Genomic DNA, 14,172 nt, shown 5'->3' on the forward strand with positions numbered 1-14,172 from the left:
CTTCCGTCGTCGCACGGGCTACGGCATCCTGCGCCCATGCAGACGGAGCTGAGCAATCAACTGGGAGTCGAGCACGCCGTCTTCGGCTTCACGCCGTTCCCCGCCGTGGCCGCGGCCATCAGCCGGGCCGGCGGCTTCGGCGTGCTCGGCGCGGTCCGCTACACCGCGCCCGACGACCTCAAACGCGACCTCGACTGGATCGAGGCGCATGTCGACGGCAAGCCGTACGGCCTCGACGTCGTCATGCCCGCGAAGAAGGTCGAAGGCGTCACGGAGGCGGACGTCGAAGCGATGATCCCCGCGGCGCACCGGCAGTTCGTGCAGGAGACCCTCGCCAAGTACGGGGTGCCCGAGCTGGCCGAGGGCGAGGCGTCGGGATGGCGGATCACCGGCTGGATGGAACAGGTCGCCCGTAGCCAGCTCGACGTCGCCTTCGACTACCCGATCCGGCTGCTGGCCAACGCCCTCGGCTCCCCGCCCGCCGACATCGTCGCCCGCGCCCACGAGCAGGGCGTGCTCGTCGCCGCCCTCGCCGGCAGCGCCCGGCACGCCCGCAAACACCAGGAGGGCGGCATCGACATCGTCGTCGCCCAGGGCTACGAGGCGGGCGGTCACACCGGCGAGATCGCCTCCATGGTGCTCACCCCCGAGGTCGTCGAGGCCGTCGACCCGCTGCCGGTCCTCGCCGCCGGCGGCATAGGCAGCGGACAGCAGGTCGCCGCCGCCCTCGCCCTGGGCGCCCAGGGCGTCTGGCTCGGATCGGTCTGGCTCACCACCGCCGAGGCCGACCTGCACTCCTCCGCGCTCACCCGCAAACTCCTCGCGGCCGGTTCCGGCGACACGGTCCGCTCCCGCGCCCTCACCGGGAAACCCGCCCGCCAGCTGCGTACCGAATGGACCGACGCCTGGGACGCCGCCGACGGGCCCGGCACCCTTCCCATGCCGCTCCAGGGCCTGCTCGTCGCCGAGGCCGTCTCGCGCATCCAGAAGTACGAGATCGACCCCCTGCTCGGCACGCCCGTCGGCCAGATCGTCGGCCGGATGAAGGACGTCCGCAGTGTCCGGGCCGTCTTCGACGACCTCACCCGCGGCTTCGAACAGGCCGTGGACCGCGTCAACCGCATCGCCGGAAGGAGCGGCACATGACCAGCACACCCCCCGCGGGCTTCTGGGCCCAGGCGGCCCAGGACCCCGACCGCACGGTCCTGATCGCGCCGGACGGAGAGAAGTGGAGCGCCGGACGTCTGCACGCCGCCGCCAACCGGCTCGTGCACGGACTGCGCGCCGCCGGTCTGGAGCGCGGCGACGCCTTCGCCGTCGTCCTGCCCAACTCGGCCGAGTTCTTCACCGCCCATCTCGCCGCCACCCAGGCCGGCTTCTACCTCGTCCCCGTCAACCACCATCTGGTGGGCCCCGAGATCGCCTGGATCGTCTCCGACTCCGGCGCCAAGGTCCTCCTCGCCCACGAGCGGTTCGCCGACCAGGCGCGCCGGGCCGCCGACGAGGCCGCTCTCCCCGCCACCCACCGCTACGCCGTCGGCGCGGTCGAGGGCTTCCGGCCGTACGCCGAACTCCTCGACGGACAACCGGAGTCGCCCCCCGCCGACCGCACCCTGGGCTGGGTCATGAACTACACCTCGGGCACGACGGGCCGCCCGCGCGGCATCCGGCGCCCGCTGCCCGGCAAGCTGCCCGAGGAGGCCTACCTCGGCGGATTCCTCGGCATCTTCGGCGTCCGGCCGTTCGACGACAACGTGCATCTCGTGTGCTCGCCGCTCTACCACACGGCGGTGCTCCAGTTCGCGGGCGCGTCCCTGCACATCGGCCACCCGCTGGTCCTGATGGACAAGTGGACGCCCGAGGAGATGCTCCGTCTCATCGACACCCACCGGTGCACCCACACCCATATGGTCCCGACCCAGTTCCACCGTCTGCTGGCCCTCCCGGCGGACGTCCGGGCGCGCTACGACGTGTCGTCCATGCGGCACGCCATCCACGGTGCCGCGCCCTGCCCCGACCATGTGAAGCGGGCGATGATCGACTGGTGGGGCACCTGCGTGGAGGAGTACTACGCGGCCAGCGAGGGCGGCGGTGCCTTCGCCACGGCCGAGGACTGGCTGAAAAAACCCGGCACGGTCGGCAAGGCCTGGCCCATCAGCGAACTGGCGGTCTTCGACGACGACGGCAACCGTCTGCCGCCCGGCGAACTCGGCACGGTCTACATGAAGATGGCGACCGGCGGCTTCGCCTACCACAAGGACGCCGACAAGACGCGGAAGAACCGCATCGGCGACTTCTTCACCGTCGGCGACCTCGGCGTGCTCGACGAGGAGGGCTACCTCTTCCTCCGCGACCGCAAGATCGACCTGATCATCTCGGGCGGCGTCAACATCTACCCCGCCGAGATCGAGTCCGCGCTGCTCGCCCACCCCGCCGTCGCGGACGCCGCCGCCTTCGGCATCCCGCACGACGACTGGGGCGAGCAGGTGAAGGCCGTGGTCGAACCGGCCCCCGGCCACGCACCCGGACCCGACCTCGCCGCCGCCCTCCTCGACCACTGCGCCGAACGGCTGGCCGGCTACAAGCGCCCCAGGAGCATCGACTTCATCACCGAGATGCCCCGCGACCCCAACGGCAAGCTCTACAAGCGGCGGCTGCGGGAACCGTACTGGGAGGGACGGACCCGGCCCGTCTGAGCGGGGCCCGGTCGGCGTGTGACGCGTGTGGCGCCCCTTCCCCGGAGGCGGCGCCACCACGGCGGCCCGGCAGGCATCCCGGGCCGCCGACGACTTGACCCGCCCCGGCCGCCGCCCGAGGATCATGAGTCATGACGCCCGGACATGGCAGCACGGTCGACGGGGTGCTGCGGCGCAGCGCCCGCCGCACCCCGGCACGCGTCGCGGTGGAGTACCGCGACCGCACCTGGACCTACGAGGAACTCGACGAGGCCGTCTCGCGCGCGGCGAGCGTCCTGCTCGGCGAGGGTCTCGCCCCCGGCGACCGGGTCGGCGCCTACGGCCACAACTCGGACGCCTACCTCGTCGCCTTCCTCGCCTGCGCCCGCGCGGGCCTGGTGCACGTCCCCGTCAACCAGAACCTGACCGGCGAGGACCTGGCGTACATCGTCCGCCAGTCGGGCAGCGCGCTGGTCCTCACCGACCCGGACCTGACCGGCCGGCTCCCGGCCGGCACCCGGACGCTCGCGTTGCGCGACGCGGACGACTCGCTCCTCGCCCGGCTGCCCGCGACTCCCGCGTACGACGGTCCCGAACCGCGCTCCGAGGACCTGGTGCAGCTGCTCTACACCTCGGGCACCACGGCTCTGCCCAAGGGCGCGATGATGACCCACCGCGCCCTGGTGCACGAGTACCTGAGCGCGATCACCGCCCTCGACCTGAGCGCCGGCGACCGCCCCGCGCACTCCCTCCCGCTGTACCACTCGGCGCAACTGCACGTGTTCCTGCTGCCCTATCTCGCGGTGGGCGCCACCAACATCGTGCTGGACGCGCCCGACGGCGACCGTCTCTTCGACCTGATCGAGGCGGACCGTGTCGACAGCCTCTTCGCGCCGCCGACCGTGTGGATCGGCCTGGCCAACCGCCCCGACTTCGCGACCCGTGACCTGAGCGGGCTGCGCAAGGCGTACTACGGGGCGTCGATCATGCCGGTGCCCGTGCTGGAGCGGCTGCGCGAACGCCTCCCGAAGCTGGGTTTCTACAACTGCTTCGGGCAGAGCGAGATCGGTCCGCTCGCCACCGTCCTCGCCCCCGACGAGCACAAGGGCCGGCTGGACTCCTGCGGGCGCCAGGTCCTGTTCGTGGACGCCCGTGTCGTCGACGAGAACGGCAACGACGTGCCCGACGGCACGGCCGGCGAGATCGTCTACCGGTCCCCGCAGTTGTGCGAGGGCTACTGGGACAAGCCCGAGGAGACCGCGGCCGCCTTCCGCGACGGCTGGTTCCACTCCGGCGACCTCGCGGTGCGCGATGCCCACGGCTATTTCACGATCGTCGACCGGGTGAAGGACGTCATCAACTCCGGTGGTGTGCTGGTCGCTTCGCGCCAGGTCGAGGACGCGCTGTACACCCACGACGCCGTCGCCGAGGCCGCCGTGATCGGACTGCCCGACGAGAAGTGGATCGAGGTGATCACGGCCGTGGTCGTTCCGCGCGGCGAGGTCACCGAGGCGGAACTCGTCGCCCACGCCCGCGGGAACCTTCCTCACTTCAAGGCGCCGAAGCGGGTGCTGTTCGTGGCGGAGCTGCCACGCAACGCCAGCGGCAAGATCCTCAAGCGGGAGCTGCGGGATCGGTTCGGATCATGAATTCCGCAGGTCCGCGATCCGCCTGATCTTGCCCACCGACCGCTCCAGCGACTCCGGATCGACGATCTCGACGGCGACCGACACACCGATCCCGTCCTTCACGGCCGCCGCGATGGTGCGCGCGGCCGTGTCACGGTCCTCGGGGGTCGCGTCGGGGCGTGCCTCCGCGCGGACCGTGAGGGCGTCGAGGCGGCCCTCGCGGGTCAGGCGGAGCTGGAAGTGGGGCGCCACGCCCGGCGTGCGCAGCACGATCTCCTCGATCTGGGTGGGGAAGAGGTTCACCCCGCGCAGGATGACCATGTCGTCGCTGCGGCCGGTCACCTTCCGCATCCGCCGGAAGACCCGGGCCGTGCCCGGCAGCAGCCGGGTCAGGTCACGGGTGCGGTAGCGGACGACGGGCATCGCCTCCTTGGTGAGCGAGGTGAAGACCAGCTCGCCCTCCTCGCCCTCCGGGAGCACCTCGCCGGTGATCGGGTCGACGACCTCGGGATAGAAGTGGTCCTCCCAGATGTGCAGGCCGTCCTTCGTCCCCACGCACTCCTGCGCGACCCCGGGGCCGATCACCTCCGACAATCCGTAAATGTCCACGGCGTCGATCGCGAACCGGTCCTCGATCTCCTGCCGCATCCGTTCCGTCCACGGCTCGGCGCCGAAGACGCCCACCCGCAGCGAGGTGGAGCGGGGGTCGACGCCCTGGCGTTCGAACTCGTCGAGCAGCGTGAGCATGTAGGAGGGGGTCACCATGATGATCCGGGGCTCGAGGTCCAGGATCAGCTGCACCTGACGGGACGTCATGCCGCCGGACGCGGGGATCACCGTACAACCGAGGCGTTCGGCGCCGTAGTGGGCGCCGAGGCCGCCGGTGAACAGGCCGTACCCGTAGGCCACATGGACCGTGTCACCGGGCCGGCCGCCCGCCGCCCGGATCGAACGGGCCACCACGTCGGCCCACATGGCCAGGTCGGCGTCCGTGTAGCCGACGATCGTCGGACGGCCGGTGGTGCCGCTGGAGGCGTGGATGCGGCGGACGCGGTCCCGGGGCACGGCGAACATCCCGTACGGGTAGTGCTCGCGCAGGTCCGCCTTGGTGGTGAACGGGAAGCGGGCCAGGTCGCCGAGGTCTCGGCAGTCGTCGGGGTGGACGCCCGCCTTGTCGAAGGACTCGCGGTAGAAGGGGACGTGGGCGTACGCGTGGCGCAGCGAGGCCCGCAGCCGCTCTAACTGCAGGGCGCGCAGGGCGCCCTCGTCGAGGCGCTCGCCCTCGTCCAGCAGGTTCCTCGCATCCGTCATGCGACTTTCTCCCTCGTCACCCTGGTCACCCTCGTCGGACCACGCCGACACGGCCATCGAACCATGCCAATACGGACGACCGATCATTCGGTCGATCTTCCTCGGGATCAGTAATCCAGGCCGGCCGGCCGCAGGCAAGAGGGCGGCCGTGACTTTCGTCCGGGGGAACTCCGTTGCGGGCCGGTCCGGCCCACGTGGACGATCGGGGCATGCCGACCTTCACCGCCCCGGACGGGACCGAGCTCACCTACCACGTACGAGGCGAGGGAGAGCCGCTCGTCGTCCTGCCCGGCGGCCCCATGCGCGCCTCCGCCTACCTCGGCGACCTCGGCGGTCTCGCCGCCCACCGCCGCCTCGTCCTCCTCGACCTGCGCGGCACCGGCGACTCCGCCGTCCCGGCCGACCCGGCGACGTACCGCTGCGACCGGCAGGTCGACGACGTCGAGGCGCTGCGCGTCCGGCTGGGACAGGAGCGGATCGACGTGCTCGCCCACTCGGCGGGCGGCAGTCTCGCGCTGCTGTACGCGGCCCGGTACCCGCACCGGGTGTCGCGGCTCGCGCTGATCACCGCCACGCCGTGGGCCCTGGGCCGGCCGGCCACGGCTGAGGACCGGCTGACGGCGGCTCGGCTGCGCACGGGCCAACCCTGGTTCGCAGCGGCGTACCCCGCCTTCGAGGCATGGCTCACCGGTGGGGACGAGCCGGACTGGGAGGTCGTCGGCGCCTTCTTCTACGGCCGGTGGGACGCCGCCGCCCGCGCCCACGACGCCGCCGCGGACGAGCAGACCAACTCCGAGGCGGAGAAGGGGTTTCTGGATCCGGAGGCCTTCGACCCGGCCGCGCTGCGGACCGCCCTCGCGGACCTGACCGCCCCGGTGCTGGTGCTCGCCGGCGAGGTCGACGGCGGTCCCCGGCCCGAACTGGCCCGGCTCCTCGCCGACGCCTTCCCGAACGCCGAGTTCGCCGTACAGCCCGGTGCAGGCCACTATCCGTGGCTGGACGACCCGCAGTGGTTCGCCGGACGTGTCGGCGCCTTCCTCGCCGCCGCACCGGTCGCCGGTTCGGTGCCGCCCGCCTAAACTGAGGGTGCCTCCACCAGCGAACTCGAGCCGCGGAGTGGGCCATGCCCGACCAGCCGAAGCTCCCCATCGTGTACGTGAGGGGATTCGCGGGCGACACCTCGGGAATCAACAGTGCCGTCCAGGACCCTTTCTACGGCTTCAACGAGGGATCGACGCATGTGCGCGTCGGACCGGACGACAAACCCGCGTTCCACCAGTTCGAGAGCCCGTTGCTGCGACTGCACCTCGACGAGGGGTACCGGATCCTGGTGCAGGGCGGCCAGGAGACCTACCTGGACACGCACGACGAGATCCCGTCCGACAGCATCTGGATCCACCGCTTCTACGACGTCTCGGCGAGCACCTGGGGCACGAGCCCCAGGAAGTTCCGCCTGGAGGACGCGGCCGAGGACCTGCTCCGCCTCGTCAGGAGGCTCAAGGAGAAGAGCGGCGCGCCGCGGGTCCACCTCGTGGCCCACTCCATGGGCGGCCTCGTCTGCCGCTGTCTGATCCAGAAGATCCTCCCCGAGCTCGGTGAGGACCCGGCCGACCACGTGGACAGGTTCTTCACCTACGGCACACCGCACGGGGGCATCGCCTTCGACGTCGGGTTCGGTCTCGTCGAACGGCTGATGGGCGCCACCGGCATCAGCGGCGCCGACGTCTTCGCCCCCCGGCGCATGTACGAGTACCTCACGCCCGACTCCCTGCGGGAGGACGGCGGCCCGCCGCGGAACTGGGACCCGCGGGAGATCCCCGAGGGCGGATTCCCGCCGCACCGGGTCTTCTGCCTGGTGGGCACGGATCCCACCGACTACGACGTCGCCCACGGGCTGTCCGCGCGTGCCGTCGGCGCTCGCAGCGACGGGCTGGTGCAGATCGACAACGCGCAGGTGCCCCACGCGCACCGGGCGTTCGTCCACCGCAGTCACAGCGGACGCTACGGACTCGTCAACTCCGAGGAGGGCTACCAGAACCTCCAGCGCTTCCTCTTCGGCGACCTGCGGGTCCAGGCCGAACTGGTCGGCCTGCGGCTGCCCCGGGAGAGCCGCGGCACCAGCTGGCAGGCCGAGGTGCGGCTGGCCGTGCGCGGGCTGCCCAGCGTGATGCACGAACAGCTGGCCGCCCACTGGTGCCCGATCCAGCTGCCGGAGCCGCACGGCGACGGCACGGCCGCCGAGCCCGTCCCGCTGGCGACGACCTTCCTCAACAGCAAGGCGCCCCGGCCCCCGGAGACCCCCACACTGCGTTACGCGCTGCACCTGCGGATCCTGTCGCTGCGGGAGCGGGACGGGATCCTGCGCTTCACCGACCACCTCGAACAGACCGCGGACTTCGCCGACATCCTCGTCGTCGACGTCGGATCCGCCGAGCCGGGCCCCGGTGTCTGGGCCGTCTGGAACTCGGACCTTCCCGGCGCCATCTGGGAACACCGGCCCACCGGTACGCCGTGCGGCGACGAAGATCCCCGCAGCGGCGTCTGGCTGGCCCACATCCCCCTCCCCGGGACGGCGGCGCCGATCCTGGGGGAGGAGGCGAGCATCCGGCTGACGGTCACGCCCTGGGGCTGACGCTCCGCGGCTGACACCCCCCGCGGCCGACGCCCGGCCGGGTCAGCGGTCCTCGGTGACCGCCACCTCGCGCGCCCACCGGTAGTCCGCCTTGCCGCTCGGCGAGCGGCGGATGACCTCCGTGACCACCAGCTGACGCGGGATCTTGTAGCCGGCGAGCCGGGAGCGGCAATGACGCTGGATGTCCTCCAGCGAGGGCCGCGCCGCGCCGTCGCGCACCTGTACGACCGCCGCCACATGGTTGCCCCAGGTCGGGTCCGGCACCCCGGCCACCAGCGCGTCGTACACGTCCGGATGGGACTTCAGCGCCTGCTCGACCTCCTCGGGGTACACCTTCTCGCCCCCGGTGTTGATGCACTGCGACCCGCGCCCGAGGACCACGACCACGCCCTCCTCGTCGACGGTCGCCATGTCGCCGAGCAGCACCCAGCGTTCGCCGTCCTTGCGGAAGAAGGTCTCGGCCGTCTTCGCGGGGTCGTTGTAGTAGCCGAGCGGCACATGGCCGCACTGGGCGACCCGTCCGACCTCGCCCGCGGCGACCGGCTCGTGGGTGGCCGGATCGACCACCCGCGTACGGGAGTTGACGCGGACCCGGAAGCCGCGTTCGGGCCCCGAGTCGTCCGTCGCCGTGCCGTTGAACCCGGACTCCGAGGAGCCGAAGTTGTTCAGCAGCATCGCGTTCGGCATCAGCGCCCGGAACTGGCGGCGGACCGTGTCCGACATGATCGCGCCGGACGACGACACGCTGAACACCGACGAGCAGTCCGTGCCCCTCAGGGGCCCTTCGAGCGCGTCGATCAACGGCCGCAGCATCGCGTCGCCCACCAGGGAGATGCTGGTGACCTTCTCCCGCTCGATCGTCCTCAGTACCTCCTCGGGCACGAACTTGCGGTGGATCACCACACGTTGACCGAAGTTGAAGCCGATGAAGGCGGTGAGGGTGGAGGTGCCGTGCATCAGCGGCGGGGTGGGGAAGAAGGTGATCCCCGTACCGCCGGCCGCGACCCGCTCGGCGATCTCCTCCGGCTTCTTCACCGGCTCACCGGTGGGTGAGCCACCGCCCAGCCCCGAGAAGAACAGGTCCTCCTGACGCCACATCACCCCCTTGGGCAGGCCGGTCGTGCCACCGGTGTAGATGATGAACTGGTCGTCGCCCGAACGGGCCGGGAAGCCGCGCTCGGGAGAGCCGCCCGCCTCGGCGTCCGCGAAGGAGGTGATGCCCTCGCCCGACGGCCCCACCCGTATCAGGTGCCGCAGCGCCGGCGTCTGCGGCAGCGCCGCCGCCACCCGGTCCGTGAACTCCGCGTCGAAGACGAGTGCCACCAGGTCCGCGTCCCGGTAGAGGTAGACCAACTCCTCTTCCACATAGCGGTAGTTGACGTTGACCGGCACGATCCGCGCCTTGAGGCAGCCGAGCACCGTCTGGAGGTACTCGACGCCGTTGTACAGATGCAGGCCGAGGTGCTCGCCGGGGCGGATCCCGCTGTCGAGGAGGTGGTGCCCGACGCGGTTGGCCGCGGCGTCCAGCTCCGCGTACGTCAGACGGCGTTCCGCCCCCGTGCCGGGGTGGTCGACGTACACGAGGGCCTCGCGGTCCGCCGCCACGTCGACGACCGACTCGAACAGGTCGGCAAGGTTGTACTCCACCGCTCCTCCTGACCGGGGGCCTGGTTCTTTGACGGTTCGTCGGTCATCTGAGCAAAGGGGGCGGCAAGTGGGAAGGGCTCGCGCCAATAAATCTGACTGACTGTCAGAAAACCCTTGAACTGCCATCACGCCTCCTGCAACCTGTTCTCGTTCTTTCCGAGGGGAGACCTGCGATGGGCGGCACCGAACACCTCACCGTGCGCCGCGAAGGCGCCACACTCGTGCTCACGCTCGACAGACCGGAGGCCAGGAACGCGCTCTCGATCGCCATGCTCGTCGGCCTGTACGACGGTTGGCTCGAGGCCGACGCGGACGACTCGGTCCGCTCGATCGTCCTCACCGGCGCGGGCGGCTCCTTCTGCGCCGGCATGGACCTCAAGGCGCTGGCCGGCCGCGGCATGGAGGGCGAGCAGCACCGCGACCGGCTCAAGGCCGACCCCGATCTGCACTGGAAGGCGATGCTCCGCCACCACCGCCCCCGCAAGCCGGTGATCGCCGCCGTCGAGGGGTACTGCGTGGCGGGCGGCACCGAGATGCTCCAGGGCACCGACATCCGCGTCGCGGGCGAGTCCGCCACCTTCGGACTCTTCGAGGTGAAACGCGGCCTCTTCCCGATCGGCGGCTCGACGGTCCGGCTGCCCCGCCAGATCCCGCGCACCCACGCCCTGGAGATGCTGCTCACCGGCCGGCCCTACACCGCCCGCGAGGCCGCCGGCATCGGGCTGATCGGGCACGTCGTCCCCGACGGCACAGCCCTGGACAGGGCCCTGGAGATCGCCGAACGCGTCAACGCCTGCGCGCCACTTGCCGTGGAGGCCGTGAAGGCGTCCGTGTACGAGGCGGCCGAGTTGACCGAGACCGACGGCCTCGCCGCCGAACTCGTGCGGGGGTGGCCGGTGTTCGACACCGACGACGCGAAGGAAGGCGCGCGTGCCTTCACGGAGAAGCGGGCGCCGGTCTACAAGCGTGCGTGACGCTCCGCTGGGTGAGGGGGTGGTGCGCGCTGTTCGCCGTACTGCGGTCCGTTGTGCTGGTCGCGCAGTTCCCCGCGCCCCCCTTTTCGGGGGCGCTTCCGCCGACGTCGGCTTCCCGAGGAGGCAGCCCCGATGCCCGAAGTTCTCAAAGCGCCGCTGGTTGTCGAGTTTCCGTTCACCCGGTCTCTCGGCCCTGTCCAGAGTGCCTTTCTCACCGGTCTGCGCGAGCGGGTCGTTCTCGGGGTGACGACCACCGACGGGCGCACCCTCGTGCCGCCCGTCGAGTACGACCCGGTCACCGCCGACGACCTGAGTGACCTGGTCGAGGTCGCCCCCACCGGCACGGTCACCACCTGGGCGTGGAACCACGCCCCTCGCCGCGGACAGCCCCTCACCACCCCCTTCGCCTGGGCCCTGGTCCGGCTCGACGGCGCCGACACCGCCCTCCTGCACGCCCTCGACGCCCCCGGCCCCGACGCCGTGCACACCGGAATGCGCGTCCGGATCCGCTGGGCCGAGGAACGCACCGGCGCCATCACCGACATCGCCTGCTTCGAACCGTACGGCGGTGAGCCGGCCGAACTCACAGGCGGCAACGGCGAGTTCGCGGACCCGGTCGCCGGCATCGTCGCAGCCGCCCGGCTCGACTACACCTATTCGCCCGGCCGCGCCCAGACCGCCTACATCAACTCCCTCGCCGACCGCAGGACCGTCGGGGAGCGCTGCCCGTCCTGCCGCAAGGTGTACGTGCCGCCGCGCGGGGCCTGCCCCACCTGCGGCGTCCCGACCGCCGAGCAGGTCGAGGTCGGGCCGCGCGGGACCGTCACCACCTTCTGCATCGTCAACATCAAGGCGAAGAACCTCGACATCGAGGTGCCCTACGTCTACGCCCACATCGCCCTCGACGGCGCCGACCTCGCCCTGCACGCCCGCATCGGCGGCATCCCCTACGACCAGGTGCGCATGGGCCTGCGCGTCGAACCCGTGTGGACGGACGGCGCCCGCTACCCCGACCACTACCGGCCGACCGGCGAACCCGACGCGGACTACGACGCCTACAAGGAGCTGCTATGACCCGGGACATCGCGGTGGTGGCCTTCGCGCAGACCGACGTCCTGCGCACCACCGACGAGCTCTCCGAGGTCGAGATGCTCATGCCGGTCCTGCACAGCGTCCTGGACCGGACCGGCCTGAAGACCGCCGACATCGGCTTCACCTGCTCCGGCTCCAGCGACTACCTCGCCGGCCGGGCCTTCTCCTTCACCCTCGCCCTCGACGGCGTCGGCGCCTGGCCGCCCATCTCGGAGTCCCATGTCGAGATGGACGGCGCCTGGGCCCTGTACGAGGCGTGGACCAAGCTGCTCACCGGCGACGCCGACACCGCGCTCGTCTACTCCTACGGCAAGTCCTCACCCGGCTCCCTGCGCGACGTGCTCACCCGCCAGCTCGACCCGTACTACGTCGCCCCGCTGTGGCCCGACTCCGTCGCCCTCGCCGCCCTCCAGGCGCAGGCCCTGATCGACGCGGGCGACACCGACGAGCGCGAACTCGCCGCGATCGGTACCCGCAGCCGCCGGGTCGCGACCCTCAACTCCCGTGCTCAGCTCCGTGGAGCGGTCCCCCAGGGGGACTATGTCGTACGGCCGCTGCGCACCGGCGACTGCCCGCCCGTCGGCGACGGCGCCGCCGCCGTGATCCTCGCGGCCGGGGAGCGGGCCCGCGACCTGTGCTCCCGGCCCGCCTGGATCAGGGGCATCGACCACCGGATCGAGGCGCACTCGCTCGGTGTGCGCGACCTGACCGACTCGCCCTCCACCCGCCTGGCCGCGGAACGGGCGGGCGTCTTCGAACGGCCCGTCGACACCGCCGAACTGCACGCTCCGTTCAGCGCCCAGGAGGTGGTCCTGCGCAAGGCGCTGCGGCTCGACGACAGCGTGCGGGTGAACCTGTCCGGCGGTGCCCTCGCCGCCAACCCGATGATGGCCGCCGGCCTCATCCGCGTCGGCGAGGCCGCCGCCCGTATCCACCGGGGCGAGTCCGACCGCGCCCTCGCCCACGCCACCTCCGGCCCGTGTCTCCAGCAGAACCTGGTCGCCGTACTCGAAGGGGAACCGCGATGAGCAAGGAGCCCGTGGCCGTCGTCGGGATCGGCCAGACCAAGCACGTCGCGGCCCGCCGGGACGTGTCGATCGCGGGGCTGGTCCGCGAGGCCGCCCGCCGCGCCCTCGACGACGCCGAGCTGACGTGGGCCGACGTCGACGCCGTCGTCATCGGCAAGGCCCCCGACTTCTTCGAGGGCGTCATGATGCCCGAGCTCTACCTCGCCGACGCGCTCGGCGCCGTCGGCAAGCCGATGCTGCGGGTGCACACGGCCGGCTCGGTCGGCGGGTCCACCGCGCTCGTCGCCGCGGGCCTCGTCGCGGCCCGCGTCCACGGCACCGTGCTGACCCTCGCCTTCGAGAAACAGTCCGAGTCCAACGCCATGTGGGGACTGTCCCTGCCGATCCCCTTCCAGCAGCCCCTGCTCGCCGGGGCGGGCGGATTCTTCGCGCCCCACGTGCGGGCGTACATGCGGCGCAGCGGCGCCCCGGACACCGTCGGCTCGCTGGTGGCCTACAAGGACCGGCGCAACGCGCTGAAGAACCCCTACGCCCACCTGCACGAGCACGACATCACGCTGGAGAAGGTCCAGGCCTCGCCCATGCTCTGGGACCCGATCCGCTACTCGGAGACCTGCCCCTCCTCCGACGGCGCCTGCGCGATGATCCTCACCGACCGGGCCGGCGCCGCCCGCGCGCCCCGGCCGCCCGCCTGGATGCTCGGCGGCGCGATGCGCAGTGAACCGACCCTGTTCGCGGGCAAGGACGCCGTGTCCCCGCGGGCAGGCCGGGACTGCGCCGCCGACGTCTACCGGCAGGCCGGCGTCACCGACCCGCGCCGCGACATCGACGCCGCCGAGATGTACGTACCGTTCTCCTGGTACGAGCCCATGTGGCTGGAGAACCTCGGCTTCGCCGACGAGGGCGAGGGCTGGAAACTGACCGAGGCCGGGGTGACGGAGCTCGACGGCGACCTGCCCGTCAACATGTCGGGCGGCGTCCTGTCCACCAACCCCATCGGAGCCTCCGGCATGATCCGCTTCGCGGAGGCGGCGCTCCAGGTGCGCGGGCAGGCCGGGGAACACCAGGTGGAGCGGGCCCGGAGGGTTCTCGGGCACGCCTACGGCGGCGGCTCGCAGTTCTTCTCCATGTGGCTCGTGGGAGCGCGGCCACCTGAGTCCTGAAAGGTCCCCCTCACGTGCTCTG

At 71.7% G+C, this 14,172-nt stretch carries 11 protein-coding genes; 9 read left to right on the forward strand and 2 right to left on the reverse strand.

All coding sequences use genetic code 11. The features are described from left to right. The first annotated feature begins 36 nt into the window (after nt 1-36). The 3 genes from OHU34_RS38635 (at nt 37) to OHU34_RS38645 (ending at nt 4,324) form a co-directional block, all read left to right on the forward strand. Nucleotides 37-1,146: a nitronate monooxygenase family protein gene (locus OHU34_RS38635; protein ID WP_142268796.1), complete on the forward strand. Its 1,110-nt coding sequence runs from the start codon at nt 37-39 to the stop codon at nt 1,144-1,146. Then, the gene (locus OHU34_RS38640; RefSeq protein ID WP_142268795.1) at nt 1,143-2,696 is read left to right on the forward strand and encodes an acyl-CoA synthetase; all 1,554 of its coding nucleotides are present in this window, start codon (nt 1,143-1,145) and stop codon (nt 2,694-2,696) included. Before OHU34_RS38635 ends, OHU34_RS38640 begins: the two co-directional genes overlap by 4 nt. 131 nt (nt 2,697-2,827) lie before the next feature. Continuing rightward, on the forward strand, nt 2,828-4,324 hold the full coding sequence (locus OHU34_RS38645; RefSeq protein ID WP_405770868.1) for an acyl-CoA synthetase: 1,497 nt from the start codon (nt 2,828-2,830) through the stop codon (nt 4,322-4,324). Here the strand turns inward: OHU34_RS38645 and paaK are convergent. After that, complete coding sequence (gene paaK, locus OHU34_RS38650; protein WP_405770871.1) at nt 4,319-5,614, reverse strand: phenylacetate--CoA ligase PaaK; 1,296 nt, start codon at nt 5,612-5,614, stop codon at nt 4,319-4,321. The genes OHU34_RS38645 and paaK overlap by 6 nt on opposite strands. Nucleotides 5,615-5,823: 209 nt before the next feature. On the opposite strand from paaK, the gene OHU34_RS38655 reads away from it, so the two are divergent. After that, a complete protein-coding gene (locus OHU34_RS38655) occupies nt 5,824-6,693 on the forward strand; it encodes an alpha/beta fold hydrolase (RefSeq protein ID WP_142268792.1) in 870 nt (289 codons plus the stop codon). A 44-nt stretch (nt 6,694-6,737) separates the two neighbouring features. Beyond that, nucleotides 6,738-8,246, forward strand: a complete 1,509-nt coding sequence (locus tag OHU34_RS38660) for an alpha/beta fold hydrolase (protein ID WP_230193756.1) — start codon at nt 6,738-6,740, stop codon at nt 8,244-8,246. 42 nt (nt 8,247-8,288) lie between these two features. Here the strand turns inward: OHU34_RS38660 and OHU34_RS38665 are convergent, their stop codons facing one another. Further along, nucleotides 8,289-9,893 (reverse strand): acyl-CoA synthetase, encoded by a 1,605-nt coding sequence (locus OHU34_RS38665; protein ID WP_142268790.1) that lies wholly within the window; start codon nt 9,891-9,893, stop codon nt 8,289-8,291. Between the two features lie 173 nt (nt 9,894-10,066). Between OHU34_RS38665 and OHU34_RS38670 the strand changes: the two genes are divergently transcribed. The 4 genes from OHU34_RS38670 to OHU34_RS38685 all read left to right on the forward strand — a co-directional run bounded on the left by OHU34_RS38670 (nt 10,067) and on the right by OHU34_RS38685 (nt 14,150). Further along, nucleotides 10,067-10,867 (forward strand): crotonase/enoyl-CoA hydratase family protein, encoded by an 801-nt coding sequence (locus OHU34_RS38670; RefSeq protein ID WP_142268789.1) that lies wholly within the window; start codon nt 10,067-10,069, stop codon nt 10,865-10,867. Between the two features lie 132 nt (nt 10,868-10,999). Beyond that, entirely contained in the window at nt 11,000-11,941 is a 942-nt protein-coding gene (locus OHU34_RS38675) for a Zn-ribbon domain-containing OB-fold protein (RefSeq protein ID WP_142268788.1), read from the forward strand. After that, a complete protein-coding gene (locus tag OHU34_RS38680) occupies nt 11,938-12,987 on the forward strand; it encodes a thiolase domain-containing protein (RefSeq protein WP_020126124.1) in 1,050 nt (349 codons plus the stop codon). Before OHU34_RS38675 ends, OHU34_RS38680 begins: the two co-directional genes overlap by 4 nt. Continuing rightward, entirely contained in the window at nt 12,984-14,150 is a 1,167-nt protein-coding gene (locus tag OHU34_RS38685; protein ID WP_142268787.1) for a thiolase domain-containing protein, read from the forward strand. The genes OHU34_RS38680 and OHU34_RS38685 overlap by 4 nt, the downstream gene beginning before the upstream one ends. The last annotated feature ends 22 nt before the right edge of the window (nt 14,151-14,172 follow it).

It is taken from the genome of Streptomyces sp. NBC_00080 (assembly GCF_045041255.1).
In the GTDB taxonomy this organism is placed as follows: Bacteria; Actinomycetota; Actinomycetes; order Streptomycetales; family Streptomycetaceae; genus Streptomyces; species Streptomyces coriariae.

Excerpts from the sequence above, each read along its gene's own strand:
- OHU34_RS38660 (WP_230193756.1), top strand. The coding sequence starts at position 6,738 with ATGCCCGACCAGCCGAAGCTCCCCATCGTGTACGTGAGGGGATTCGCG.
- OHU34_RS38640 (WP_142268795.1), top strand. The coding sequence starts at position 1,143 with ATGACCAGCACACCCCCCGCGGGCTTCTGGGCCCAGGCGGCCCAGGAC.
- OHU34_RS38635 (WP_142268796.1), top strand. The coding sequence starts at position 37 with ATGCAGACGGAGCTGAGCAATCAACTGGGAGTCGAGCACGCCGTCTTC.
- paaK (WP_405770871.1), bottom strand. The coding sequence starts at position 5,614 with ATGACGGATGCGAGGAACCTGCTGGACGAGGGCGAGCGCCTCGACGAG.
- OHU34_RS38675 (WP_142268788.1), top strand. The coding sequence starts at position 11,000 with ATGCCCGAAGTTCTCAAAGCGCCGCTGGTTGTCGAGTTTCCGTTCACC.
- OHU34_RS38655 (WP_142268792.1), top strand. The coding sequence starts at position 5,824 with ATGCCGACCTTCACCGCCCCGGACGGGACCGAGCTCACCTACCACGTA.
- OHU34_RS38670 (WP_142268789.1), top strand. The coding sequence starts at position 10,067 with ATGGGCGGCACCGAACACCTCACCGTGCGCCGCGAAGGCGCCACACTC.
- OHU34_RS38680 (WP_020126124.1), top strand. The coding sequence starts at position 11,938 with ATGACCCGGGACATCGCGGTGGTGGCCTTCGCGCAGACCGACGTCCTG.
- OHU34_RS38685 (WP_142268787.1), top strand. The coding sequence starts at position 12,984 with ATGAGCAAGGAGCCCGTGGCCGTCGTCGGGATCGGCCAGACCAAGCAC.
- OHU34_RS38645 (WP_405770868.1), top strand. The coding sequence starts at position 2,828 with ATGACGCCCGGACATGGCAGCACGGTCGACGGGGTGCTGCGGCGCAGC.